Genomic DNA, 22,298 nt, shown 5'->3' on the forward strand with positions numbered 1-22,298 from the left:
TGCTTATGCGGCCTGCGCCGCTGCCGCGCCGCGCAACGCGGCCAGTGCGTCGAGCCGTTCGCCGGCTTCCGCGACGATCCGCGCGATCAGCGCGTCGCACGATTCGATCGCGCCGATCATCGCGGCCGCCTGGCCGCTCGGCAGCACGCCTTCGTCCGGCTTGCCCTCGACGATCGCGCGCTGGATCAGGAACGGTGCGTTCGCGGCCATCAGCGTCTGGCTCGCCGTGTAGTCGTGCGAACGCAGCGCCTTGATCGCGAGGCCGAGCATTTCGCTCGTGCGCAGCCCGTTCTGGCGCCGCCATGCTTCGGCCGTCTTCAGCGCGAACAGCGTGCGGCGCAGCGGGCCGAAGCGTTCGAGCTTCAGCAGATACGGGTTGTCGATCATCCGTTGCGGCAAACCGTCGAGCGCGTCCGACACGCGAATGCGCGCCGGGTCGCCCACCGCGACGTAACGATCGAGCGTTTCGCGCGGCACCGGCGATTCGGCGCTCATCAGGAAACGCGTGCCCATCGCGATGCCGGCCGCGCCGTACGCAAGCGCGGCGGCCAGCCCGCGACCGTCGAAAAATCCGCCCGCCGCGACGACCGGCACGCGTACCGCGTCGAGCACCTTCGGCAGCAGCAGCGTGGTCGGCACCGAGCCTGTGTGGCCGCCGCCTTCCGCGCCCTGCACGGTGACGATGTCCGCGCCCAGCTCGACCGCCTTGGCCGCATGCTTCGGCGCGCCGACGGTCGGCATGCAGACGATGCCGGCATCCTTGAAGCGGCGGATCGTCTTCGCGTCCGGCCCGCGGCCGTAGCTGACCGCGCGCAGCCGGTGCTTGATCGCGAGATCGACGACCTGCGCGGCGTTCTTTTGGAACATGTGGAAGTTGATGCCGAACGGCTGGTCCGTCAGCGACTTCACTTTCAGGATCTCGGCCTCGACCTGGTCGGGCTCGAGCGTCGCGCCGGCCAGGAAGCCGAAGCCGCCCGCGTTCGCGGTCGCCGCGACGAGCCGTGCGTCGGCCACCCAGCCCATCGCGGTCTGCACGATCGGGTAGCGGCAGCCGAGCAGGTCGCACAAAGGCGTATGCAGCGGGCTGTGAAGCTGGCTGTGAAGCGTCGTGCTCATGCCGCGGCTCCGTTGACGGCGACCGGCGCCGGCGTATCGCCGCGATCCGCGCCGCTCGGCTGGCGCTGCGAGCTGGCCATGCTGCGCGCGTCGTAGCCGCCGAGGCGGTCGCCGCTGACGAGCTCGTTGTGCGCGTGCGCGAAGTGATGCCACGCGAACGCTGCGTCCATCGCCGCGCGCTTGCCCTGCAGTTCCTCGACGTGGTTCAGCGCCTGCTTCGTCAGCGTGAGCCCGAGGCGCGGCATCGTCGCGATCTTCGCGGCGATCGCGTAGGTCGCATCGCGCAGCCGCTCGCGCGGCACCACGCGGTTGACCATCCCCATCTGGTACGCGCGTTCGGCCGGCATCCGTTCGCCGAGGAACAGGAATTCCTTCGCGATGCGCGGGTTCAGCTCGTACGCATGCGCGAAATACTCGACGCCCGGAATCCCCATCCGCACGACCGGATCGGCAAAGAACGCATCCTCCGACGCGACGATCAGGTCGCACACCCACGCGAGCATCAGGCCGCCCGCGATACACGCGCCCTGCACCATCGCGATCGTCGGCTTCGGCAGGTCGCGCCAGCGCCGGCACATTCCGAGGTACACCTCCTGCTCGCGCGCATAGAGGAATTCGCCGCCCTCCTTGTCGACGTGGTCGTACCACAGCGACGCACGATCGAACGACTCGTGGATGTCGCGGCCCGGCGTGCCGATGTCGTGGCCCGCCGAGAAATGCTTGCCGGCGCCCGCTAGCACGATCGCCTTCACCGCATCGTCGTGCGCCGCGCGCCGGAATGCCGCGTCGAGCGCGTACGTCATCTTCGAGTTCTGCGCGTTGTGATACTCGGGGCGGTTCATCGTGATCGTCGCGATGCCGTCCTCGACCGCGTAGTCGACGACACCGTCGCCGAACGTCACCTGGGTCGCTTCCATGTCAGGCCTCATCCCCGGCGCGGCGCCGGATTGTTGCGCACGATCGTCGCGCGCAGGTTGTGCGGATCGAGCGCGCGGACGATGCGCAGGTCTTCCGCATTCGGCGCGGCCGTCGTGTCGAGTTCCGGATGCGCGACCAGCGGAAAGCCCGTTGCGTCCTGCACCTCGTCGAAGCTCACGCCCGGATGCAGCGAGCGCACGCGGATCGCGTGGTCGGGCCCGCTGAAATCCATCACGCACAGGTCGGTGACGATGCTGCGCAGGTCGACGAAGGTTTTCATCCCGGGCAGCCGGCGCGCCGGGTTGTAGCCGACCGTGCAGACCATGTCGACTTCGCGTTCGACGAACGTGCGCTTGCCGTGGCCGCTGACGAAGAACGAGTTCGCGTGGTTCGTCGAATTGCCGGGGAAACCGCGTGCGCCGAGCAGTTGGGTTTTCGGCTGGGCGTAGTCGTCGCCGAGCCACGAGATATTGGCCTGGCCGAAGCGGTCGATCTGCGTCGGCATCACGAGCGCGTGGCGGCGGCCGTGCCACAGGCAGTCGAACACGCGTTCGTAAGTCATCCAGCCGCTCGCCTTCACGCGGAAACCGTCGGGGCGCGGGCCGAGCGGCACCGGCTCCTCGACGAGATACGCTTCGCCGTCGGTCAGCATCAGCCCGTTGTTGTAGGCGAGCCGCGCGAGGCCGGCCGCGAGCCGCGGGCCCGTGCCGATGCCGGTCGCCAGCACTTCGCCGTCGTCGCGCCAGAGTCGCGCGGACGCGACGATCATCAGTTCCGCGAGGGAATGGTCGAGAGATTCGCTCACAGGCGCTCCTTTACAGAATCGGCAACGGCAGCATCGTCACGTGCGACAGCCCGCCGACGCCTTCGAGGTACTGGCGTTCGTCCTGGCCGACCACGTCGCGCAGGTACGCCGTCGTTTTCGCATCGTCTTCCGCGCTCGCGCAGTACGCGCGCAGGTGCGGCAGGTCCCAGCCGTAGGCCGGCCCGCACGACGTCGGGTGCGCGCCGCCCGGCGCGTGCACGACGCCCGTGACGAGCGAACGCTCGAACGGGTTGCGTTTCGCGGCGTCGAGGTCTTCGGTCGCGATCGATGCGTCGACCGTTTCCGCGGACACGTAGCAGCGCTGCGCGGCACGCGCCATCCATGCGTCGAAGAACGGATCCGGGCCGTCGATGCGTGTGTTGCCCATCCGGTCGGCCGCGTTCACGTGCAGCAGCGCGACGTCGAGTTCGAGCGCAGGCATCGCCAGCAGCGTCTCGCCGTCGTCGTATGGCGAGCTCACCGTGCGCAGTTCCGGCGCGTGATCCAGCAGCGCGGTGCCGAGCCCGGCGCGCGTCGGCAGGAACGGCAGGCGCGCGGCAGCCGCGCGCAGGCCGAGCTGCAGCATGCCTTCGTCGAGTTCGAGCACGTCGATGCGGCCTTGCTCGCGCGCCCGGCGGAAATGCGGTTCGAGCGGAATCACGTCAAGCGACACGAAGCCGAACACCACCTTGCGCACCTTGCCCGCCGCGCACAGCAGGCCGACATCGGCGCCGCCGTACGCGACGATCGTCAGGTCCTTAAGGTTCGAGCGCGCGATTTCGCGCACCAGCGCCATCGGCTTGCGCCGCGGCCCCCATCCGCCGATACCGATCGTCATGCCGTCGGCGAGTTGCGCGACCACGTCGCGCGCGGACATCGTCTTGTCGAGAGGTTTCATCGTCATCGTGCTGGCTTACCGGTATCCGATGCTGAAATCGTGGCCCCACTGGCTCACCTTCGTGGCCTCGAACACAGCGTGCTTCGACCAGTCGACCGTGAGGCCGCCGAAGCCGTATTCGAGATCGAAGCCGCCGGGGGTCTTCATGTAGAAAGAGATCATCTGGTCGTTGCAGTGCCGGCCGAGCGTCGCGGACATCTTCACGTCGTGCGCGGCGACGCGATCGAGCGCGCGGCCGACTTCGTCCATCGAATCGACTTCGGCCATCACGTGCACGCAGCCGGACGGCACCGCCATCTCGAACAGCGCGAGGCTGTGATGGCGCGCGTTGCGGCAGTGCATGAAATGGATGCGCTTTTCCGGTTCGGCCGGATCGGGCGTGAACTTGACGCGGTAGATGTCGGACAGCTCGAAGCCGAGCACGCCGCGCACGAATGCATCGGTCGCATCGAACTGCGGCGCGGGCAGCACCGCGTGGCCGAGCCCCATGTCGCCGGTGACGAAATGCGCAACGCCCAGCGGCGACACGAAGCGACGGAAGTCGCAGCGCGCGCCCCAGTACAGCTCGTGGCGGTTGCCGGACGGGTCGGTGCACCACGCCATCGCCTGCACGCGGCGCAGCGCGACTTCGTCGCGGGTTGCGCGCACGGGCTCGACGCCTGCGCGCTGCAGCGCCGCCAGCGCGGCGTCGAACGCCGCGCCGTCGGGCAGCTCCCAGCCCGACGCGAAATAGCGGTCGGTCGAGCCGGGAACGATCACGTAGCGGAAATCGCGCTCGTCCATCTTCAGGTACAGCGCGCCGTCGGGCGCGTCGAGCGCCTGCATGCCCAGCACGTCTTCCGCGTAGCGGCGCCACGCATCGACGCGCGTCGCCTCGACGACGACATAGCCAAGCGCACGGACATCGATCATGTCGGCCTCCTCCTGGTTCAGAATCCGTTGTTCGTGAAAGGATTCTGGCCGGTCGGGGGTGGTGTTACATCGTCTGTTGGGACGAGAGGCGGCGGGGAATCGTGGCGGTGCGGGAGAACCCTGCGACGCGGGTTTCGCGTTCAAGGGGACGGAAAGCCCGGACAGGTTGTGGCCTGATTGCCGCATTGCAGCAGCGGGAATCAGGCGAAACGGCTCGGTCGTCTTGCACGGGTGCGGAGCGAGGTGCCGGCGGCAAGCGTGCCGGCTGGCCGGGACGAGCGATTCGGCGCGTTATTTTTCATGGCTGCAACGGGTGTGACGCACGACGGCAGCTAGAATCGTGCGTGCCCCCTTCGTACTTCGGAACATCGCTTGCGCCGACCGCTCTGGCTACTTGGCGCATCGGTATCCGGTTCTTTCATGCCGACTCATGTCCACCTTTACCGAAGCTGACCAGCAAGCCGTCGAACAGGCCGAGCATGCGATCGCGGCCGCACATCTCGATCTCGACCACGGGATCGATGTCATCGCCCACCTGCTTCATCCCGATTACGTACTGATTCAGCCTGGCGGCGACATCGAAACGAAAGATGACGTGCTCGCTTCGTACCGCTCCGGCACTCGACGGTGGGATACAGCGGCGGTGGACCAACTGAGCACCCGCGCGCACGGCGATGCCGCAATCGTGATCGGCCGCTGGCGCGCAACCGGGCAGAACGGCGCGGAGCATTTCGATTATCAGGCGCGCTTTCTTTCCGTCTGGGTCCGGCACGACGGGACGTGGCGGAACATTGCGTATCAGTCGACCGAGATTGGTGCTTAGGCAAGCCTGGGGCAAACGCGAGGCGATGGCGCCTCTGTGGCGAACCAGCGCCACCTCCGTGTCAATCGAACGGATTCAGCAGCCGGACACCGGTGCGAGCGAAATCGTCGACGTTGCGCGTAACGACCGTGAGATCGTTGATCAACGCGGTGGCCGCGATCAGCTTGTCGAGCTCGTGCGTCGGATCGGGCACGCGCAAATGCCCCCACATCTGGCTGGTCTCGATATCGACCGGCAGGATGTTCGGCGCATAGCCGGACAGGATCGTCGCCATCCATGCTTCGAGAGCCGACGCCTGCGGATGATCGCCTCGATGACGGATCAGGTCGACGCCGCGCCGAAGCTCGGCCACCGTCACGACGGACAGATACAGCGGGCTCGCGTCGGCTTCGGCTTGCCTGAAGAACGCCCGCACGCCGCGGTTGGTTCGCTTGCCCTTCCTGATTTCGCTGATGACGTTCGTATCAATCAAAAACACGCCTGACCTCGCCGGAATCCTGAATCCGCTGGAAATCCGTGTCTTCGCCAGCATCGGGCATGCTCATCAGCACTTGCGCAAATGACCTTCGCTTCGGCCGGCCGAGCGCATCGGCCAGGATGGCCCGATGTTCGGCCTCGGCACTCCTGCCATTTGCCGCAGCCTGCTCGCGCAGGCTCTGAACGATACTGTCATCCACGTTACGCACCAGTAGATTTGCCATAAGTCCCTCCATCCAGATTGCTATCAATGATAGCGTCACGACCATGAATTGCAAGCATTGCTATCACCGTCAGTGGCGGAGGGAAACGATAGTTGGCGCCGGCGAACAGCAAAGGCCGCATGAATACACATGGCTTGCGCCGCTCGCCCGACACGTCGAACTGCAGTCCGCAAGGTAAGTCGAATCGGAAAAATGAAAAAGACGGCCGATTGGCTATCGGCAGCCGTTTCTCGCGTACAGATGTGCAAACCGACGCAGCGCGCGGCCGCATCCACCGATCGATCGCGCAACACGCCCGCCGGCCACCTGGCAACGTATTCCGGATCGCCAGCAACCGAACCATTGCCATGCCCTCATCGCCAATCCACCGTTCGGCGCGCGCAACAACAGCTCGACCCGCTCAGAACCGATACGAAATCCCGATCTGCAAAACCGGATACCACCGATAGCGCGACATCACCTGCCTCAGTTGGTCCAGCCCGCTCGCGACCAGGATCTGGCTCTTCGCCGGTCCGACTGCCGCCGCCAGTTCCGGCGACAGCGAATACGCGCATTTCGGCATCCCGTACGCGACGCCGAGGTCGGCGACGAATCCCAACCCTTTCGATGCCGGCCGGTGCCCGTAGCCGATTCCGACATACGGCATCACCGCCGGATAACGCGCTTGCGCGACCGCGTACATCCCCGGCATCGCCGGATAGCGCTTGCCGCCGAATACGTAAGTGCCGTTGGTCGGCACCGATACGCCGCGAAGTTCGTCATCGTTGAAGCGCATCCCGATCGTCGCGCGAAAGCCGCTGCCTCGCCAAGGAAAGATGTCCGCGTACAGACCGCCCTGACGCAGCTTCAGGTCGTCCTGATAGCGATTGCCGGCCACCGTGAAGTCGTGCGAAAGATCGATCGCATTGAAATCCGCGTGCGCGCCCAGCATCGAATTGAAGCTCACGGCCGCACCGATGCCGACGCCCTGCGTGCCGCCCTGCAGGTAGATCTCCTGCGCGTGCGCGCTCGCGGCACACATCACCGCGACTGCGGCCCATTGGTTCACTGTCGTTTTCACGGGCGCCTCCCCCGACATGTGCCGGGCGCGCCGTCCCGCCGCATGCAGCCCCTGCGCAATGCGTGGCGCGAACCCCGGCACGACACCTTGCAAGCAAGCTTGCTGTTCGACGGATCGGGAACACGGTGCCCGTGCGCATGACCGATACGACATGCGCGACGGATACGCCGCAACAGACGGCACCTGCGCCCCGATCCGATTCCCCGTTTGTTTCGATGTCGTTACATGCCGTCGATGCGATCGTCGTTCTGGCCAATTTCGTTTGCAGCGGCGGCCCCGGGTCAACCGCAAAGCGCGTGCCATGCGGCGCAAACCGAAGCGAGGCAAGCGTTACCGCCGAACATGCACGGTCACGTGGGGGAAGAATCGGAGGAAATGTTTCAGGAACGTATCCGTATTCGGCAGACCAGGCCGAAACCCGGCCAAAACGCGTGATTCGCCCCGTCGTACGTCGAGATCGCAACGCCTGCCGAACAAGGCCGCACGGCCGTCAGCGCATGCGCGTGGCCGTCCCGATCAATCGAGTACCGGGGAATACTTTGAAAAAGCGTTGCAGAAGTGTGACCTCGCGCAGGGTGCAAGCGATGCAGACGCGCAATCGTGCGTGACGAGGCAGGGTGAATACCGATGCGTGCGCATGCAACTTGTTCATGTCACGCCCGGAAGCGATACGAGAGCCGGAACGACTGCCGCGAGCCGATCCGCAGATCGGCCGCGTTGTCGGCGTTCTGAAAAAGGAAGAATGGTGATCAATATCGACACGCGGGACGACCGGCACGCAAGCGCGGTTGCCCGAACGTGCAATTCCGCGCCGAGCTACAACCCATACCCTCCGGACACATTCAACTGCTGCCCGGTAATGTAATCCGCCCTGTCCGACGCCAGAAACACCGCCGCCCGCCCCACGTCGTGCGCCTTCCCCCAGCGCTTGAGCGCGAGCATCTTCTGCGTCTCGTCGATCCACGCCTGGTCGAACTGCCCCTGTTCGAGCAGCACCGGAAACATCCCGGCCTCGATCACGCCGACCAGGATCGAATTCGCGCGAATGTTGTAACGCCCCTCCTCGCGCGCCAGCCCCTTCACCAGCGCCTCGTTCGCGGCCTTCGGCGCGACCGACAGTCCGTCTCGATCAGGCCAGCGCAGATGCCCCGCCGAACCGAGCGTCACGAACGACCCGCCGCCTGACGCACGGAAGTGCGGCAGCGCGGCTTTCGCCGCGACGAAGAAACCGATCGTCTCGACGTCGATCGCGCGGCGCCAGTCGTCGTGCGTCATATCGCCGATATGACGCTGGTTCACGAACGGCCCGGCCGCCCAGACAACCGTATGCACCCGGCCATGCGCGTCGATCGCGGCCGCGAGCGCGGCGTCGACCTGCGCGGGATCGGTCACGTCCACGCAGTGCGTGGTAGCCGCCACACCTTCGGCCCGAATATCACGCGCAACGCGCTCGGCCACGTCGGCCTTGCTGCGATAACCCACCGCGACCGGCACGCCGGCACGCGCAAACTCGAGCGCGACGCCCTGCCCGATCCCGCCGCTGCCGCCGAACACCAGCACCGCGCCCTGCGCAAATCCGTTGTCGTTCATGCGTCCATCCCGTTCGTGTGTCGCGGCGGCGCTCAGGCCGCCGACTCGGTTCCCGCGCGCAGCCGGTACTTCAGCACCTTGCCCGCCGCGCTCGTCGGCAATTGCTCGACGAACGTGAAGTGCCGCGGCACCTTGTAGTTCGCCATGTTGCGGCGCGCCCAGTCGTTCAGTTCGTCGGCGTCGGCATGCGCGCCCGGACGCAGCACGACATACGCGTGTCCGACCTCGCCCAGCCGCGTATCGGGCACGCCGACCAGCGCAACCTGTGCGATGGCGGGATGCGCGGCGAGCAGCCGCTCGATCTCCGCCGGATAACAGTTGAAACCGCCGACGATGAACATGTCCTTGATGCGGTCGGTGATCTTCAGGTTGCCGTTCGCATCGACGCAGCCGAGATCGCCCGTATGCAGCCAGCCGTCCGCATCGACGGTCTCGCGTGTCGCCTCGGGCTGGTTGAAGTAGCCGCGCATCACGTTGTAGCCGCGCACCCAGATTTCGCCGGTCTCGTCCGGCCCGAGCGGCGCGCCGCCCGGCCCCGCGATGCGCAGTTCGACATCCGGCATCGGCCGCCCCGACGTATAGGCGACGGTTTCCGCATCGTCGCCCTGACGGCACAGCGTCGCGAAGCCGCACGATTCGGTCAGCCCGTAGCCGGTCAGCACCGTCTCGAAGCCGAGCTCCGCGCGCATCCGCTCGATCAGGCTCGGCGCAATCGCCGCCGCGCCCGTTACCGCGATCCGCAGCGACGACAGGTCGCGCGTCGAGCGATCGGGCGCGTCGAGCAGCGCGTAGTACAGCGTCGGCGGGCCGGGCAGCACCGACACACGATCGTCGGCGACACGCCGCAACACGTCGGCCGGCTGGAACACGAGATGCGGCAGCACGGTCGCGCCGCTCGACAGCGCGGCAAGCCAGCCGGCCTTGTAGCCGAACGTGTGGAAGAACGGGTTGACGATCAGGTAGCGGTCGTCGCGGCGCACGCCGGCGATCGTCGCCCACGCTTGCGCGGCACGCAGGTTCTGGCCATGCGTCGTCATCACGCCCTTCGGGCGGCCCGTCGTGCCGGACGTGAACATCAGGTCCATCACGGTATCGGGCGTGACCTGCGCCTCGCGCTCACGCACCGCGGCCAGCGGCACCGCCGCGCCACGCGCGAGGAACGCGTTCCAGGTCTCGTCGCGCGCGCCGGACGGCGGCGCACCGTCGAACACGACGACGCGTTCGAGCGTCGCCGGCCGGTGCGGCGCGAGCATCGCCGGATAGGATTCTCCGAGGAAGGCGCCACAACAGAACAGCAGCCGCGCGCCGCCGTCGTGCAGAATGCCGCCGACCTCCATCCCCTTCATCCGCGTATTGACCGGCACGAGGATCGCGCCGACGGTGTGGATTGCGAGCGCGGCGACGATCCATTGCGGCAGGTTCGGCGCCCAGACCGCGATGCGGTCGCCGGCGTCGATGCCGCTCGCCAGCAGCGCGCGGGCCGCGTCGAGGCGCGCCGCGTCGAGTTCCGCGTAGGTCAGCCGGCCATGCTCCGACTCGATCGCCGGGTGCGCGCCGTGGCGCGCGGCAGCCCGCGCGATCAGCGCGGGCGTGGTCAGGATTTCATTGTCCATCGTCATAGGCATCAGGTTGCCGTGCGCGCCGCCGGCGCGCCACGGCTCAGTCGGGAAACACCACGCGCAGCGCATCGCTCGCGGGTCGCGCGCAACAGGCCAGCGTCCAGCCGGCCGCGATCTCGTCGTCGTCGAGCACGTGGTTACTGTCGAGCGCGACCTCGCCGCGCTCGATCCGGCACATGCACGCGCCGCATTGCCCCATCCGGCAGGAATTCGGCGCCGGCACGCCCGCGCGCAGCATCGCGTCGAGCAGCGTTTCGCCAGGCGCGCTGTCGAACGCGAACGCGTCGCCGTCGAGCACCGTCTCGATCGCCGCGCCTTCGCCGGCGCCTGCCGCTGCCGCGGCCGACGCCGCGGTCTCGGCCTGCGCCGGCGCATCGGGCAGCGACGCGAACCGCTCGACGTGCACGCGCGCACGCGGCAGCCCGAGGCCGAGCATCGCGGCCAGCGCGTTCTCCATGAACAGCGCGGGCCCGCAGATGAACGTCTCCTGCTGGCTGAACGGCCGCGCAAGTTCTTCGAGATGGCGTTGCTGCGGAATGCCCTGCACGCTGTCGAGCCAGTGAATCACGCGCACGCGGCCTGGATGGCGCTGCGCGAGCTGCTGCAGCTCGTCGCGGAAGATCACCGAGCGCTCGTCGCGGTTCGCATAGATCAGCGTCAGCATCCCGCGCCCGTGCACGAGCGCCGATTTCAGGATCGACAGCACGGGCGTGATACCGCTGCCGCCCGCGAACAGCAGCAGGTCGCCGTCGAGCGCGCGCGGCGTGAACACGCCGGCCGGCGGCAGCACGTCGAGCGTGTCGCCCGCCTGCACGCGGTCGCACAGCCAGTTCGACGCGCGGCCGTCGCGCACGCGCTTGACGGTGATCTTCGGCGCGGCATCGATGCCCGGCGCGCTCGACAGCGAATAACAGCGCGTGACGGTCGCGTCCGCGCACGGCACGTTCAGCGTCAGGAACTGCCCGGGCCGGTAAGCGAATGCGTCGCGCAGCGCGGCGGGCACGTCGAACACGAACGAGCACGCGTCGTCGCTTTCGGCAATCACTTCGGCAACGGTCAGCCGGTGGAAGCGCGAATCGCTCATGGCCGGCTCCTCATGCCGTGCCGGCAACATGGCCGGCCCGTTCGCGACGGTCGGCGACGACCTGCGCTTCGTTCGACGCCAGCGCCGGCGCGAGGCACGCGAACCCGTTCAGCACATGCGATGCCGCACCGCCGAGCAGGCGCACGATCTCGCGCGCGGCCGATGCATCGGCGCCGCGCCGGGCATCGCCGGCTTGCGCGGTGCGGCCGTTCAGTCTGCGTGTCATGGATCGTCTCCGCGGTGGCTGGAAAACCTGTGCGGCCATCACGCGGCCGCACGGCTCGCGGGCGCGCCGGGTGTCGTATAGGCGCCGTCGAGATAGACGAGCGGATCGACGTCGCCGCTCATCAGCACCTCGCGGATGCGCCCGATGAACACCGTATGCGTGCCGTATTCGAAGCGGCCGTCCTGCTCGCACACGAAGCTCGCCTGCGAATCGCGCAGATACGGCACGCCGTGCGGCGACGTGTGCCAGTCGCCGGTCGTGAAGCGCGCTTCGCCCTTCAGGCGGCCGCTGCAGTCGATCGCGATGCCTTCGTGCCGTGCCGACAGCACGTTCACGCAGAACGGCGCTCCGGCATCGAGCGGCGGATACAGCGATGCCGAACGATTGATGCAGATCAGCAGCGACGGCGGCTCGGTGGACAGCGAATCGACCGCCGTCGCGGACATCGAGTAGCGCCGGCCGTCGTGCGCGCTGCTGATGACCGTGACGGAGCGCGCGAGGCGGCGCATCGCGAGCAGCATGTCGGTGCGCAGCGGGTGGGTGGTGAGATCGCTCATGGTCGTACTCCGTCAAGTTCAGTCGTGGATGGCCGGGCTGCCCGGCCGCCGGCGTCGGCCGCCTGCGCGGCCAGGTGATCGGCGGCGATGATCCCGAAGGTCATCGCCGGACCGAGCGTCGAGCCCGCGCCGGGGTAGCTCGCGCCCATCATCGAAGCGCTGGTGTTGCCGATGGCGTAGAGGCCATCGATCGGCGTGCCGTCGCCGCGCAGCACGCGGGCCTGCACGTCGGTGACGAGTCCGCCCTTCGTGCCGATGTCGCCCGCGTCGATCCGCACCGCGTAGAACGGCGCCTGGTCGACCGGCCCGAGGCACGGGTTCGGCGTGTTCTGCGGATCGCCGTAGTACGTGTCGAAAGCGTTGTCGCCCTTGCCGAATTCGTCGTCGACGCCGGTGACCGCGTAGCGCGCCATGTCGCGCAGCGTGTCGCGCAGGCCGGCCGCGTCGACGCCGATCCGCGCGGCAAGCGCGTCGATCGTGTCGGCCTTCACGAGCACGTCGCGAAACGCTGCCGGAATCCGCGAATCGGGCATCATCGACGCCGGCATGATCGGGCCGCACGGGTATTTGCGGCGAAAGCGCGCGTCGAACACCATCCACGCAGGCACGCTGGCGCCGGTGCGCGCATGATCGCGATACATCGCCGGCACGAATTCGGAATACGGCGCGGCCTCGTTGACGAAGCGCTTGCCGAGACCGTTGACGATCACGCAGCCCGGCAGGTTGCGTTCGACGAACAGCGCGCGCTGCTTCTCCTCGCCCGCCACGCCGACCGTCGGCGCGCCCCACACGTGCTCCATCAGCGCCAGCGCGCCGCCGAGCCGGTGGCCTTCGGCGATCGCGTCGCCGGTGTTGGACGGCGGCGTCGCGCTCCATTGCGCCTGCGTCGGCTGCGGCAGGTAACGCTCGCGCATCGGCTGGTTGCGCTCGAAACCGCCCGCGCCGAGGATCACGCCACGCCGCGCGGCGATCGTCACGGGCTGCCCGAAGCGCTGCGCGCGCACGCCCGTCACGCGGCCGTCCACGTCGAGCAGGTCGCGCATCGGCGTGTCGAGCCACACCGGCACGTTGCGCTCGAGCAGCGCGTGGCGCAGCCCGCCGATCAGCGCGTTGCCGAGCGTCAGGCGCCGGTCGCGCCGCGTGCGGCGGCGCATCCCGAAGTCGAGCCAGTAGCGGCCGAACTGCGCGATCGCCAGCTTCATGAAGCCGGGCCCGCGCGAGAACAGCGTGTGCGCTTCCTTCGACGTCACCGCGACGCGCCCGCCGATCAGCGTGCCGGGCGACGGCGGCCGCAGCCGGTCGAACTCGTCGCCGAGCAGCCCGCCGTCGAACGGCAGCGGATCGAGCGCCCGATAACCGGGCATCGCGCCCGGCAGCTTCTGGAAATAGTCCGCGTACTTCGGCAGCGCCTGGTAGCGCACCGGCGTCTTCGATTCCAGGTAGCGCAGCATCTCCGGCGCGCGGTCGAGGTACGCGTCGAGCTTGTCGGGCGTCGACGCGCCGGCCACGCACGCGTCGATGTAGCGGCGCGCGGCCTCGCGCGTATCGGTCGCGCCGAGCTCGGCGATATGGTGATTGCACGGCACCCAGATGCCGCCGCCCGACACCGCCGACGTGCCGCCATACAGCCCCGTCTTCTCGATCACGACGACGGACAGGCCGCGGTCGGCCGCGCGGCACGCGGCGAGCAGCGCGCCCGCGCCGGAGCCGACCACCACGACGTCGAACGTGTACTGCTGCGCTTGCGTGTCGTTCATCGTGGCCTCGTCAGATGAAGAAGTCGGTGTTCTCGCGACCGAGCATCACCGCGCCGAGGTTCTGGCCGAAGCGGTCCACGTTGTTCGCGTAGTGCGCGCGGGCCGCATGCAGGTCGAGGAAACGGCGCACCAGCGGATTGCGGTGATAGATGCCGTTGCCGCCCGCATAGCGCAGCAGCGTGTTCGCAGCCTGCGCGCAACGCTCGGCGACCTGCGCCGACTGGTAGCGGAAATGCACGCGCCGCTCGATCGACACGGCCGGACCGCCGGCGACCGACGCCATCAGTTCGGCGAAATTGCGCTTGAGCAGCACCTTCATCTCGTCGATCGCGACGGCCGCGTTCGCGCATGCGTTCTGCGCGCCCGGATCGTCGGTCGTTTTCGCGCCGCTGTTCGCGGACACCCGTGTGGCCGCATAACCGGTGAAATCGTCGAGCGCGCCCTGCAGCGCGCCGATGCACGACGTGCACACCGCGCGCACGAAGATCTGCGCGAACGGCAGCTTGAACAGCGGCGCGTCGTTGATTGCCAGGCCGGGGCTCGTACCCATCATCCCGTCGATCGCCTTGTGCGTGCGGTACGCGGGCACGAACACGTCGTCGACGACGATGTCGTGGCTGCCCGTCGCGCGCAGGCCGAGCACGTCCCAGTCCTGCTCGATCCGGTAGTCCGATTTCGGCAGCAGGAAGGTGCGGTATTCCGGCGGCTGGCCGGCAACGGCCGGCGGCACCAGCGCGCCGAGGAACACCCACTCGCACAGTTCGCTGCCGCTCGAGAATTTCCAGTGGCCCGACAGGCGGAAGCCGCCGTCGACCGGCGTGACGCGGCCGACCGGCATGTAGGTCGACGCGATCAGCGTCGCCGGATCGTTGCCCCACACCTCCTGCTGCGCGCGCTCGTCGAACAGCGCGAGTTGCCAGTTGTGCACGCCGACGACGCCGTACACCCACGCGGTCGACATGCAGCCGCGCGCGAGCGCCATCTGGATGTCGAAGAAGGTCTGCGGATCGAGCTCGTAGCCGCCGTAGCGCTTCGGTTGCAGCACCTTGAAGAAGCCGGCGGCCTGCATGTCGGCGATCGTCTCGGCCGGGATGCGGCCCTGCGCTTCGGCCTGCGCGGCGCGGCCGGCCAGCGTCGGCGCCAGTGCCTCGGCCCGCTCGATCAGCGTGGCGGCCAGTGCGTTCGTATCGTTGTCGCGATGCACGAATGTCTCCTGTGGAACGGAGCGCGCGCCGCGGCGCCTGCTCCGGTCTCTCTCAAAGTTGTTCGTCGCGGCCCGCGCCGCGAGCGATGGGTCCTGCCGCCGATGGTCGGCGTCGCGCGGCCGCGCCGCATCGTCCGAAGGGACGACGGGCGCGGCCCTGCCCGCCTTATGCGCAGGCCCGTTCCTTCTCCTTGTTGAAGAACGGGATCACGTGCTCGCCGATGTTGCGGATCGTCTCCATCTGCGCTTCGTGCGGCACCGTGCCCATCTGGCACAGGAACAGCACTTCGTCGACACCCGCTTCCTGCAGGCGGCCGACGTAGCCGATGCAGTCGTCCACCGTGCCGTACGCGTGGTTCGGGTTCATCATCGCGAGGGCCGGGTCGGCGAAGTTCACGACGACCTCCTCGGACGCGAAGCGCGAGCGGATCACCATCTCGCCGGTGTCGGCCTGCACGAGGTCGTCGCCCCACTTCGCCGGGTCCGGACGCTCGCCGCCCGTGTACCAGTACGCGAGCGATTCCATGAAGTAGCGCTGGCCGCGGATGCCGATCTTGCGGGCGGCCTGGCCGTCAGCCATCACGACCGTCGGGCACAGCGCCGCGAGGTGCTGGGTCGGGCGGAAGCCGACCTGATCTTCCGGCTTGCGGTTCGCCCATGCTTCGCGGTAAACCGCGTTCTTCTTCGCGACTTCGTCCGGGCCGCCGAAACCGAGCACGAGCGCGCCCATGCCGCGCTGGCCGGCGCGCAGCAGCGCGTCGGTGTTGGTACACGCGAGGTACATCGGCGGGTGCGGGTCCTGGAACGGCTTCGGGTGAATCGGGCGCTTCGGGATCTTGATGTACTTGCCGTCGTGCTCGATCTCGTCCTGCACGAACATCTTCGGCACGAGGTACATCGATTCGTCGATCATCGGCTGCAGTTCGTTGAGGTCGTAGCCGAATGCGCCCGCTTCCTGCTGGCTGCCGCCCTTGCCGACGCCGAAATGCACGCGGCCGCCCGACAGGATGTCGAGCAGCGCGACGCGCTCCGCGACCTTGATCGGATGGTTCATCGCCGGCGGCAGGCACACGACGCCGTGGCCGAGGCCGATGCGCGTCGTGCGGCCGGCCAGGTACGCAAGGAAGGTTTCGGGCGCGCTCATGTGCGCATAGTTGGTCAGCGACGTGTGCTCCACGCACCAGATCGTGTCGAAGCCGACCTGTTCGGCGAGCAGCGCCTGTTCGACCGTCTCCTTGAACACCCGGTGGTCGCCCTCGCGCGACGCGTCGGTGGTCTGGGCTTCGTAGATAAGGGAAAACTTCATTGCGTGCGTCTCCATGTATGTTGGACGAGTCGGGGTCGCGCAGGCCGCCCGCACGATACGGACGAATAGCGACGGTCCACGAATGGGAGTGTCGGCGCGCGGGCGGCGGCAGGCATCGTCTGTTTGGAGTAACGGGGTACGTGCGGGAACAGAGGGGTTTCACGGTCATCCGATCGGACTGCGTGAGCACGCGAACGGCGCGCTAGCATCGACGGGCGGCGCGTTGCACGCCGCCCACATCAAGACAAGGGAGAACCGGGATGAAGGTATCGATGCTGCTGTATCCGGTCGACGACATCGACACGGCGTTGCCGCTGTTCGTCGACGGGCTGGGCCTGAACGTGAAGTTCCGCGACGGCGACCGCTATTGCGCGCTCGACGGCGGGCCGCTGACGATCGCGCTGGTCGCAGGCGACGAGCAGATCGTCGAGCGCGCGGCGCTCACGCTGCGTGTCGACGAGGACGACGATCTCTATGCGGCGATGGCGCGGGTCGTGAAGGCCGGCGCGTCGGTGCGCGTGCCCATTCAGGCCGGGCCGCACGAATACCGCGCGGTGCTGGAGGACAAGAACGGCGCACTGCTCGTGATTTCGCAGAAACGGGCCGCATGACGCGGCGCAGCGCGCGGCCGTGCGGGGCCGTGCGTCATGCCACCGTTGGCCTGCCATCAGGCCGGGCCCCTTCGAACGGCTTCCCGACGACCGGCGGAATCGGTACCATCGAACGCCTGAAGACCGGCACCACGCCGGTCCGGCCGTCGCACCACGCCTTTCGTCATGTCCCGGGAACCCACTCACTCCGCGCTGCTCTGGATCGTCGCCGCTGCATTCTTCATGCAGTCGCTCGACACGACGATCGTCAACACCGCGCTGCCTTCGATCGCGCAAAGCCTGCATGCGTCGCCGCTCGCGATGCAGCCCGTCGTGGTCGCCTACACGCTGATGATGGCGATGCTCACGCCGGCGTCCGGCTGGCTCGCCGACCGGTTCGGCACGCGCCGCGTGTTTTCGGTCGCCATTCTCGTCTTCGTGCTCGCGTCGATCGGTTGCGCGGCGTCGCATACGCTCGGCCAGCTCGTGGCTGCGCGCGCCGTGCAGGGCATCGGCGGCTCGATGCTGCTGCCGATCGGGCGACTCGCCGTGCTGCGCCGCGTGCCGGGCGAACAATACGTGGCGGCGATCGCGTTCGTGTCGATCGCCGGCCAGCTCGGCCCGATCGTCGGGCCGACGCTCGGCGGCTGGCTCACGCAGGCGATTTCGTGGCACTGGGTGTTCATCGTCAACGTGCCGGTCGGCGCGATCGGCTTCGCCGCCGTGCAGCGCTACCTGCCGCACGACCAGGCGAAGCAGCCGCCGCCGTTCGACTTCGTCGGCTGTGCGCTGCTGTCGGTCGCGATGATCGCGCTGTCGCTCGCGATCGACCCGCCGATGCCCGCGCATCGCGCCGCGTGGGCGGCCGGCCTCGCCGCGGCCGGCTTCGCGAGCGCGCTCGCCTACCTGCCGCACGCGCGGCGGCGTGCGCAGCCGCTGTTCCGGCTCGGGCTGTTTCGCGAGCCGAATTTCGGTTCGGGGCTGCTCGGCAACCTGCTGTGCCGAATCGGCACGAGTTCGGTGCCGTTCATGCTGCCGCTGCTGATGCAGGTGCAGCTCGGCTATTCGCCGCTGAAATCGGGCCTGATGATGCTGCCGGCCGCGATCGCGGGCGTCATCGCGAAACGCTGGATCGCGCCGCTCGTGAAGCGCTTCGGCTACGCGGCGTTTCTCGTCGTGAATACGGGGATCGTCGGGTGTGCGATCGCGGGGTTCGCGTTCGTATCGGCGCGGCCCGCGCCGGTGCTGGAGATCGTGCTGCTGGTGGTGTTCGGCGCCGCGAACTCGATGCAGTTCGCGGCGATGAACGGCGTGACGCTCAAGGGGCTGTCGCATGCCGACGCGGGCAGCGGCAACAGCCTGTTCACGATGATGCAGATGCTGGCGATGGGGCTCGGCGTGTCGATCGGCGGCGGGCTCGTGAATCTGTTCGCCGCCTATCGGGGCTCGATGGCGCACGGCTTCATGCTGTCGTTCGCCTGCATGGGCGTGGTCACGTTGCTGTCGTCCGTCGTGTTCCGGCGGATCGATACGGTCGCGCCGCCGCAAGCAGCGGCGTCGCGACCGGCCGCATGAGCCCGCGCGTCAGTTCGCCGGGCGGCGCTCGACGACGCGCTTGAGCACCCAGCGGATCGACGAACCGTCGGCCGGCGGCTGCGCAACGTGGTATTCGTCGATTTCGAGCGTGTACAGGTAACCGGGCTGGTACGCGAAGCCTTCGATGCCCGCGTACCACAGGCTCCACGGCTCGCTCGGGCTGTTGCGCACCTGCAGGCATTCCATCGGCGCGACGCCCGTGCAGCGCGCGGATTGCGGTGCGACATAGACGGTCTTGGTCACCGGCCGGCCGTCGGCCGGGCGCGCCGCGTTCGGCGCCGTGGCAGCCGCGTCGGTCTGGCATCCGGCGAGGAGCGTACTGCCGGCAATGACGGCGGCGCCGAGCAGCGTTCTGGTTTGACGAATCATCTGATGTTCCTCTGGAAGCGTTGGAGGGGCGATTAGACGATCAGGGCGGCGAGAAAGTTCACAAATACCTTACAAAAGACGATCCGCCACCCTCATTCGTGCGATGTGACGCGCACGCCGACACGTTACCGTGTTCCGGTTCAGCCGCGCGCATCGCCGCCGGCGGTCCGCACGTGCACGCCGGGCGCCTCGCGACCCGCCGGCCGCAACAGGAGACAACCCGAATGACCACGGCGCCCCCGGCCCTTCCGCCGCACCTTGCCCAATCGAAGCTGACGCTCGAGCAGTTCGACGCGATGCTCGCGACAATCTACGAGGGGCCGCTGGAAGACGTGCCGTGGGGCGGCGCGCTGGAGCAGATCCGCGTGCACCTGCAGGCGAACTACGTGACGATGATCCTGCGCTGGCCGGCCAGCGGCCACGCGGGGCTGATGATCAATGCGTCCGAGCACAGTGCGCCGCTGCCGGGCGTCGCGTCGTACAACCACTACTATTACGCGCTCGATCCGTTCGTGAACCTGCCGACCGATCGCGTCGTCACCGTCGACGAGCTGCTCGGCGTGGGCGTCTGGCGCGGCAGCACCATGTATCGCGAGTTCATGGAACCGCACGACGTCGGCTACCTGATGGGCGCCGACCTGCGCACGCACGACGGCGTCGAATGCCGTTTCCGCGTGTGCCGCCCGCATCGCGGCGACGCGTTCTCGGCGACCGACAAGGCGGCCTGCAATGCGCTGCTGCCGCACCTGAAGCGCGCGGTGCGGCTGCACGCGAAGTTCGGGATGGTCGAATCCGAGCGCACGCTGTACGCGAGCGCCATCGACCGCATGCTCGTCGGCACCGCGATTCTCGACGAGCGCGGCGCGATCATGAAGACCAATTCCGTCGCGGACGAGATCTTCGCCGAATGCGACGGCCTGCGCGTGCGCGGCGGCGCGCTCGAAGCGTCGTATCCGCTGGAAGACCGCAAGCTGCAGAAGATGATCCGGCAGGTGCTCGCGGAACGCGCGGGCGGCATGCCGACGCTCGTGCAGGCGATCGCGGTGCCGCGCCCGTCCGGCAAGCCGCGGCTCGGCGTGCTGATCCGCGCGGTCCCGTTGAGCGAATGGTCGGAGGACAATCCGCGCCGGCCGGCGTGCGCGGTGTTCATTCGCGACGCCGAGCGCAAGTCGCAGGCGTCGCACGACATCGTGCGCAAGCTGTTCGACCTCACGCCGGCCGAAACCGCGCTGGCGCTCGCGCTCGTCAACGGGCAGACGCTCGAGGAAGCCGCCGACGCGCTCGCGATCAGCAAGAACACCGCGCGCTCGCATTTGCGCGCGATTTTTTCGAAGACGGGGGTGACGCGGCAGGCGACGCTGGTGCGGACGTTGTTGAACAGTGTGTTGTCGTTGGGGTGATGCGCTCGTCGCGCGGCCATCTCGCCGGCAAATTGATCGCGAGCGACCGCACATTCACCGCATGACGATCGTGTACCATCGGCGCTTCCCGTTACGCTTCGTCGCGCTGCGTTCGTCCGCCTGACCACACACACGCGGCACGCACTGCGCTCTCCATTGCATGACCTCACCCGTTCCGTCCGGCGCCACCCCGCGCCTGCTGCCGATCGATACGCTGACCGTGCCGGCCGCGCTCGACGGACGCGCGGGCACCAACCGCTCGGGCAGCGCGCATCCGCAGATTGCCGCGACCAACGATCTCGACGCCGTGCGCGCGTGGCTCGCGCGCTTCGTCGATACACCGACCACGTTCCAGAACTACCGCAAGGAAGCCGAGCGCCTGCTGCTGTGGGCCGTGATCGCGTGCGGCAAGCCGCTGTCGTCGCTCACGCACGAGGATCTCGTCGTCTACAGGCAGTTCCTGCTCGCGCCCGCGCCGGCCGACGTCTGGTGCGCGAACGGCGGCCGCAAACATCCGCGCGACGATCCGCGCTGGCGGCCGTTCTACGGGCCGCTGTCGGCGGCCAGCCAGCGGCAGGCGCTGGTGATCCTGAACGTGATGTTCTCGTGGCTCGTGCAGGCCGGGTATCTGGCCGGCAATCCGCTTGCATTGTCGCGGCAGCGGCAACGTCGACCCGCGCCGCGCGTCACGCGCCATCTCGGCCAACCGCTGTGGCAATCGGTCAAGGACGCCATCGCCGCGATGCCGCGCGACGATGCGCGCGCGTGCTTCCATGCGGATCGCGCGCGCTGGCTGTTCACACTGCTGTATCTCGGTGGGCTGCGCATCACCGAAGCGGCCGACACGACGATGGGCCGGTTCTTCTGCCGGCGCGATGCGAACGGGCACGAGCGCTGGTGGCTCGACGTGACGGGCAAAGGCGGCCGGCAGCGGCTCGTGCCGGCCACCGACGAAATGATGGCCGAGCTGTCGCGCTACCGACGCACGCACGGCCTGCCGGCGCTGCCGTCCGACGGCGAGCCCACGCCGCTCGTGCTGCCGTTCGGCCAGGCGCGCAAGCCGCTCACGCGCGCGGCGCTGCACCGGATCGTGAAGCAGGTGTTCCAGCACGCGGCCGACCGGCTGCGCGCGAGCGGCGAAGCCGGCGACGCACAGGCGCGCGTGCTCGAACAGGCGTCGGCGCACTGGCTGCGGCACAGCGCCGGCTCGCACATGGCCGACGGCCGTGTCGACCTGCGGCTCGTGCGCGACAACCTCGGCCACGCGTCGCTCACGACGACGAGCCAGTACCTGCACGCAGACGATGACTGGCGGCATCGCGAGACGGAAGAGAAGCACCGGATCGGGTGGTAGATTGCCTGCGAGCCGTCGGTGCTCATGTCGGCATGTGTCGAGCGCACGCGTTCCGTACGGTGATCGAGTTCGAGCCCGCCCAGCCCACCGTCGAAATCAGGAGACCCGGGCCGATGCGTATCGCGGGTCAATCCGCCGCACCGCCTCCCGCAGAGACGCCGCGAACCGCGCGGCGCGTCACACCCTGTCAGTACACCACCACCCAGTGCCCGGGCACCCACGCCCAATGATTGCCGGCCCACCGGTAATGCCCCTTCGCCCAGCGATAACCGGGCGCCGGCGGTGGCGGCGGCACCTCGGCGACGGGCGCCGGTTGCGGCGGCCGCACGGGTTCGACCACGCAGGCGGACATCAGCGCGGCACTCACGCTCACCAGCACGGCGAGCGAAACGGATCGGATCTTCATCGTCGAT

The 22,298-nt window shown here is 68.3% G+C and carries 23 protein-coding genes; 5 read left to right on the top strand and 18 right to left on the bottom strand.

Annotated features, from left to right (window positions below):
• Positions 1 to 3: 3 nt before the first annotated feature.
• The 5 genes from BBJ41_RS21455 to BBJ41_RS21475 are packed head-to-tail and all read right to left on the bottom strand — an operon-like array spanning position 4 to position 4,649.
• On the bottom strand, positions 4 to 1,116 hold the full coding sequence (locus BBJ41_RS21455) for an NAD(P)H-dependent flavin oxidoreductase (RefSeq protein WP_069748331.1): 1,113 nt from the start codon (positions 1,114 to 1,116) through the stop codon (positions 4 to 6).
• A complete protein-coding gene (locus BBJ41_RS21460; protein ID WP_069748332.1) occupies positions 1,113 to 2,033 on the bottom strand; it encodes an enoyl-CoA hydratase in 921 nt (306 codons plus the stop codon). Before BBJ41_RS21460 ends, BBJ41_RS21455 begins: the two co-directional genes overlap by 4 nt.
• Positions 2,034 to 2,041: 8 nt before the next feature.
• Complete coding sequence (locus BBJ41_RS21465) at positions 2,042 to 2,839, bottom strand: CoA-transferase subunit beta (RefSeq protein ID WP_069748333.1); 798 nt, start codon at positions 2,837 to 2,839, stop codon at positions 2,042 to 2,044.
• A 10-nt stretch (positions 2,840 to 2,849) separates the two neighbouring features.
• The gene (locus BBJ41_RS21470; protein ID WP_069748334.1) at positions 2,850 to 3,743 is read right to left on the bottom strand and encodes a CoA transferase subunit A; all 894 of its coding nucleotides are present in this window, start codon (positions 3,741 to 3,743) and stop codon (positions 2,850 to 2,852) included.
• A gap of 9 nt (positions 3,744 to 3,752) precedes the next feature.
• Positions 3,753 to 4,649, bottom strand: coding sequence for a VOC family protein (locus tag BBJ41_RS21475; protein WP_069748335.1), 897 nt, complete (start codon positions 4,647 to 4,649; stop codon positions 3,753 to 3,755).
• 430 nt (positions 4,650 to 5,079) lie between these two features.
• On the opposite strand from BBJ41_RS21475, the gene BBJ41_RS21480 reads away from it, so the two are divergent.
• Positions 5,080 to 5,472, top strand: coding sequence for a nuclear transport factor 2 family protein (locus tag BBJ41_RS21480; protein ID WP_069748336.1), 393 nt, complete (start codon positions 5,080 to 5,082; stop codon positions 5,470 to 5,472).
• 61 nt (positions 5,473 to 5,533) lie between these two features.
• On the opposite strand, the gene BBJ41_RS21485 is transcribed toward BBJ41_RS21480, so the two are convergent.
• The 11 genes from BBJ41_RS21485 to BBJ41_RS21535 all read right to left on the bottom strand — a co-directional run bounded on the left by BBJ41_RS21485 (position 5,534) and on the right by BBJ41_RS21535 (position 16,576).
• A complete protein-coding gene (locus BBJ41_RS21485; RefSeq protein WP_232036249.1) occupies positions 5,534 to 5,950 on the bottom strand; it encodes a type II toxin-antitoxin system VapC family toxin in 417 nt (138 codons plus the stop codon).
• Complete coding sequence (locus BBJ41_RS21490) at positions 5,937 to 6,173, bottom strand: FitA-like ribbon-helix-helix domain-containing protein (RefSeq protein ID WP_069750306.1); 237 nt, start codon at positions 6,171 to 6,173, stop codon at positions 5,937 to 5,939. Before BBJ41_RS21490 ends, BBJ41_RS21485 begins: the two co-directional genes overlap by 14 nt.
• Before the next feature lie 400 nt (positions 6,174 to 6,573).
• A complete protein-coding gene (locus BBJ41_RS21495; RefSeq protein WP_069750307.1) occupies positions 6,574 to 7,251 on the bottom strand; it encodes a hypothetical protein in 678 nt (225 codons plus the stop codon).
• Between the two features lie 798 nt (positions 7,252 to 8,049).
• Positions 8,050 to 8,823, bottom strand: coding sequence for an SDR family NAD(P)-dependent oxidoreductase (locus BBJ41_RS21500; RefSeq protein WP_069748338.1), 774 nt, complete (start codon positions 8,821 to 8,823; stop codon positions 8,050 to 8,052).
• Between the two features lie 32 nt (positions 8,824 to 8,855).
• A complete protein-coding gene (locus BBJ41_RS21505) occupies positions 8,856 to 10,442 on the bottom strand; it encodes a FadD3 family acyl-CoA ligase (RefSeq protein WP_069750308.1) in 1,587 nt (528 codons plus the stop codon).
• Positions 10,443 to 10,482: 40 nt separating this feature from the next.
• Positions 10,483 to 11,526, bottom strand: coding sequence for a ferredoxin--NADP reductase (locus BBJ41_RS21510; protein WP_069748339.1), 1,044 nt, complete (start codon positions 11,524 to 11,526; stop codon positions 10,483 to 10,485).
• A 10-nt stretch (positions 11,527 to 11,536) separates the two neighbouring features.
• Entirely contained in the window at positions 11,537 to 11,752 is a 216-nt protein-coding gene (locus tag BBJ41_RS21515) for a hypothetical protein (protein ID WP_069748340.1), read from the bottom strand.
• Positions 11,753 to 11,790: 38 nt separating this feature from the next.
• Positions 11,791 to 12,309, bottom strand: a complete 519-nt coding sequence (locus BBJ41_RS21520; RefSeq protein WP_069748341.1) for a flavin reductase family protein — start codon at positions 12,307 to 12,309, stop codon at positions 11,791 to 11,793.
• Entirely contained in the window at positions 12,306 to 14,066 is a 1,761-nt protein-coding gene (locus BBJ41_RS21525; RefSeq protein ID WP_069748342.1) for an FAD-dependent oxidoreductase, read from the bottom strand. Before BBJ41_RS21525 ends, BBJ41_RS21520 begins: the two co-directional genes overlap by 4 nt.
• A gap of 10 nt (positions 14,067 to 14,076) precedes the next feature.
• Entirely contained in the window at positions 14,077 to 15,270 is a 1,194-nt protein-coding gene (locus BBJ41_RS21530) for an acyl-CoA dehydrogenase family protein (protein WP_069748343.1), read from the bottom strand.
• Between the two features lie 166 nt (positions 15,271 to 15,436).
• Entirely contained in the window at positions 15,437 to 16,576 is a 1,140-nt protein-coding gene (locus BBJ41_RS21535) for an LLM class flavin-dependent oxidoreductase (RefSeq protein ID WP_011355016.1), read from the bottom strand.
• Between the two features lie 260 nt (positions 16,577 to 16,836).
• Here BBJ41_RS21535 and BBJ41_RS21540 point away from each other — a divergent pair, with 260 nt between their 5' ends.
• Complete coding sequence (locus tag BBJ41_RS21540; protein WP_069748344.1) at positions 16,837 to 17,187, top strand: VOC family protein; 351 nt, start codon at positions 16,837 to 16,839, stop codon at positions 17,185 to 17,187.
• A gap of 165 nt (positions 17,188 to 17,352) precedes the next feature.
• The gene (locus BBJ41_RS21545; RefSeq protein ID WP_069748345.1) at positions 17,353 to 18,741 is read left to right on the top strand and encodes a DHA2 family efflux MFS transporter permease subunit; all 1,389 of its coding nucleotides are present in this window, start codon (positions 17,353 to 17,355) and stop codon (positions 18,739 to 18,741) included.
• Positions 18,742 to 18,750: 9 nt separating this feature from the next.
• Here the strand turns inward: BBJ41_RS21545 and BBJ41_RS21550 are convergent, their stop codons facing one another.
• Positions 18,751 to 19,131 (bottom strand): DUF4377 domain-containing protein, encoded by a 381-nt coding sequence (locus tag BBJ41_RS21550; protein WP_069748346.1) that lies wholly within the window; start codon positions 19,129 to 19,131, stop codon positions 18,751 to 18,753.
• A 224-nt stretch (positions 19,132 to 19,355) separates the two neighbouring features.
• On the opposite strand from BBJ41_RS21550, the gene BBJ41_RS21555 reads away from it, so the two are divergent.
• Together BBJ41_RS21555 and BBJ41_RS21560 are read left to right on the top strand one after the other, a co-directional pair.
• Complete coding sequence (locus tag BBJ41_RS21555; protein WP_069748347.1) at positions 19,356 to 20,531, top strand: helix-turn-helix transcriptional regulator; 1,176 nt, start codon at positions 19,356 to 19,358, stop codon at positions 20,529 to 20,531.
• A 160-nt stretch (positions 20,532 to 20,691) separates the two neighbouring features.
• The gene (locus BBJ41_RS21560) at positions 20,692 to 21,885 is read left to right on the top strand and encodes a tyrosine-type recombinase/integrase (protein WP_069748348.1); all 1,194 of its coding nucleotides are present in this window, start codon (positions 20,692 to 20,694) and stop codon (positions 21,883 to 21,885) included.
• Between the two features lie 187 nt (positions 21,886 to 22,072).
• Here the strand turns inward: BBJ41_RS21560 and BBJ41_RS21565 are convergent, their stop codons facing one another.
• Positions 22,073 to 22,291: a YXWGXW repeat-containing protein gene (locus tag BBJ41_RS21565; protein ID WP_069748349.1), complete on the bottom strand. Its 219-nt coding sequence runs from the start codon at positions 22,289 to 22,291 to the stop codon at positions 22,073 to 22,075.
• Between the last annotated feature and the right edge of the window lie 7 nt (positions 22,292 to 22,298).

The organism is Burkholderia stabilis, from assembly GCF_001742165.1.
Classification (GTDB): domain Bacteria; phylum Pseudomonadota; class Gammaproteobacteria; order Burkholderiales; family Burkholderiaceae; genus Burkholderia; species Burkholderia stabilis.

What these genes read in the sequence shown, in the direction of transcription:
- BBJ41_RS21525 (WP_069748342.1), bottom strand. Translation starts at nt 14,066, where the DNA reads ATGAACGACACGCAAGCGCAGCAGTACACGTTCGACGTCGTGGTGGTC.
- BBJ41_RS21455 (WP_069748331.1), bottom strand. Translation starts at nt 1,116, where the DNA reads ATGAGCACGACGCTTCACAGCCAGCTTCACAGCCCGCTGCATACGCCT.
- BBJ41_RS21495 (WP_069750307.1), bottom strand. Translation starts at nt 7,251, where the DNA reads ATGTCGGGGGAGGCGCCCGTGAAAACGACAGTGAACCAATGGGCCGCA.
- BBJ41_RS21535 (WP_011355016.1), bottom strand. Translation starts at nt 16,576, where the DNA reads ATGAAGTTTTCCCTTATCTACGAAGCCCAGACCACCGACGCGTCGCGC.
- BBJ41_RS21500 (WP_069748338.1), bottom strand. Translation starts at nt 8,823, where the DNA reads ATGAACGACAACGGATTTGCGCAGGGCGCGGTGCTGGTGTTCGGCGGC.
- BBJ41_RS21510 (WP_069748339.1), bottom strand. Translation starts at nt 11,526, where the DNA reads ATGAGCGATTCGCGCTTCCACCGGCTGACCGTTGCCGAAGTGATTGCC.
- BBJ41_RS21550 (WP_069748346.1), bottom strand. Translation starts at nt 19,131, where the DNA reads ATGATTCGTCAAACCAGAACGCTGCTCGGCGCCGCCGTCATTGCCGGC.
- BBJ41_RS21560 (WP_069748348.1), top strand. Translation starts at nt 20,692, where the DNA reads ATGACCTCACCCGTTCCGTCCGGCGCCACCCCGCGCCTGCTGCCGATC.
- BBJ41_RS21460 (WP_069748332.1), bottom strand. Translation starts at nt 2,033, where the DNA reads ATGGAAGCGACCCAGGTGACGTTCGGCGACGGTGTCGTCGACTACGCG.
- BBJ41_RS21490 (WP_069750306.1), bottom strand. Translation starts at nt 6,173, where the DNA reads ATGGCAAATCTACTGGTGCGTAACGTGGATGACAGTATCGTTCAGAGC.
- BBJ41_RS21555 (WP_069748347.1), top strand. Translation starts at nt 19,356, where the DNA reads ATGACCACGGCGCCCCCGGCCCTTCCGCCGCACCTTGCCCAATCGAAG.
- BBJ41_RS21545 (WP_069748345.1), top strand. Translation starts at nt 17,353, where the DNA reads ATGTCCCGGGAACCCACTCACTCCGCGCTGCTCTGGATCGTCGCCGCT.
- BBJ41_RS21475 (WP_069748335.1), bottom strand. Translation starts at nt 4,649, where the DNA reads ATGATCGATGTCCGTGCGCTTGGCTATGTCGTCGTCGAGGCGACGCGC.
- BBJ41_RS21480 (WP_069748336.1), top strand. Translation starts at nt 5,080, where the DNA reads ATGTCCACCTTTACCGAAGCTGACCAGCAAGCCGTCGAACAGGCCGAG.
- BBJ41_RS21470 (WP_069748334.1), bottom strand. Translation starts at nt 3,743, where the DNA reads ATGACGATGAAACCTCTCGACAAGACGATGTCCGCGCGCGACGTGGTC.
- BBJ41_RS21540 (WP_069748344.1), top strand. Translation starts at nt 16,837, where the DNA reads ATGAAGGTATCGATGCTGCTGTATCCGGTCGACGACATCGACACGGCG.
- BBJ41_RS21505 (WP_069750308.1), bottom strand. Translation starts at nt 10,442, where the DNA reads ATGACGATGGACAATGAAATCCTGACCACGCCCGCGCTGATCGCGCGG.
- BBJ41_RS21520 (WP_069748341.1), bottom strand. Translation starts at nt 12,309, where the DNA reads ATGAGCGATCTCACCACCCACCCGCTGCGCACCGACATGCTGCTCGCG.
- BBJ41_RS21565 (WP_069748349.1), bottom strand. Translation starts at nt 22,291, where the DNA reads ATGAAGATCCGATCCGTTTCGCTCGCCGTGCTGGTGAGCGTGAGTGCC.
- BBJ41_RS21515 (WP_069748340.1), bottom strand. Translation starts at nt 11,752, where the DNA reads ATGACACGCAGACTGAACGGCCGCACCGCGCAAGCCGGCGATGCCCGG.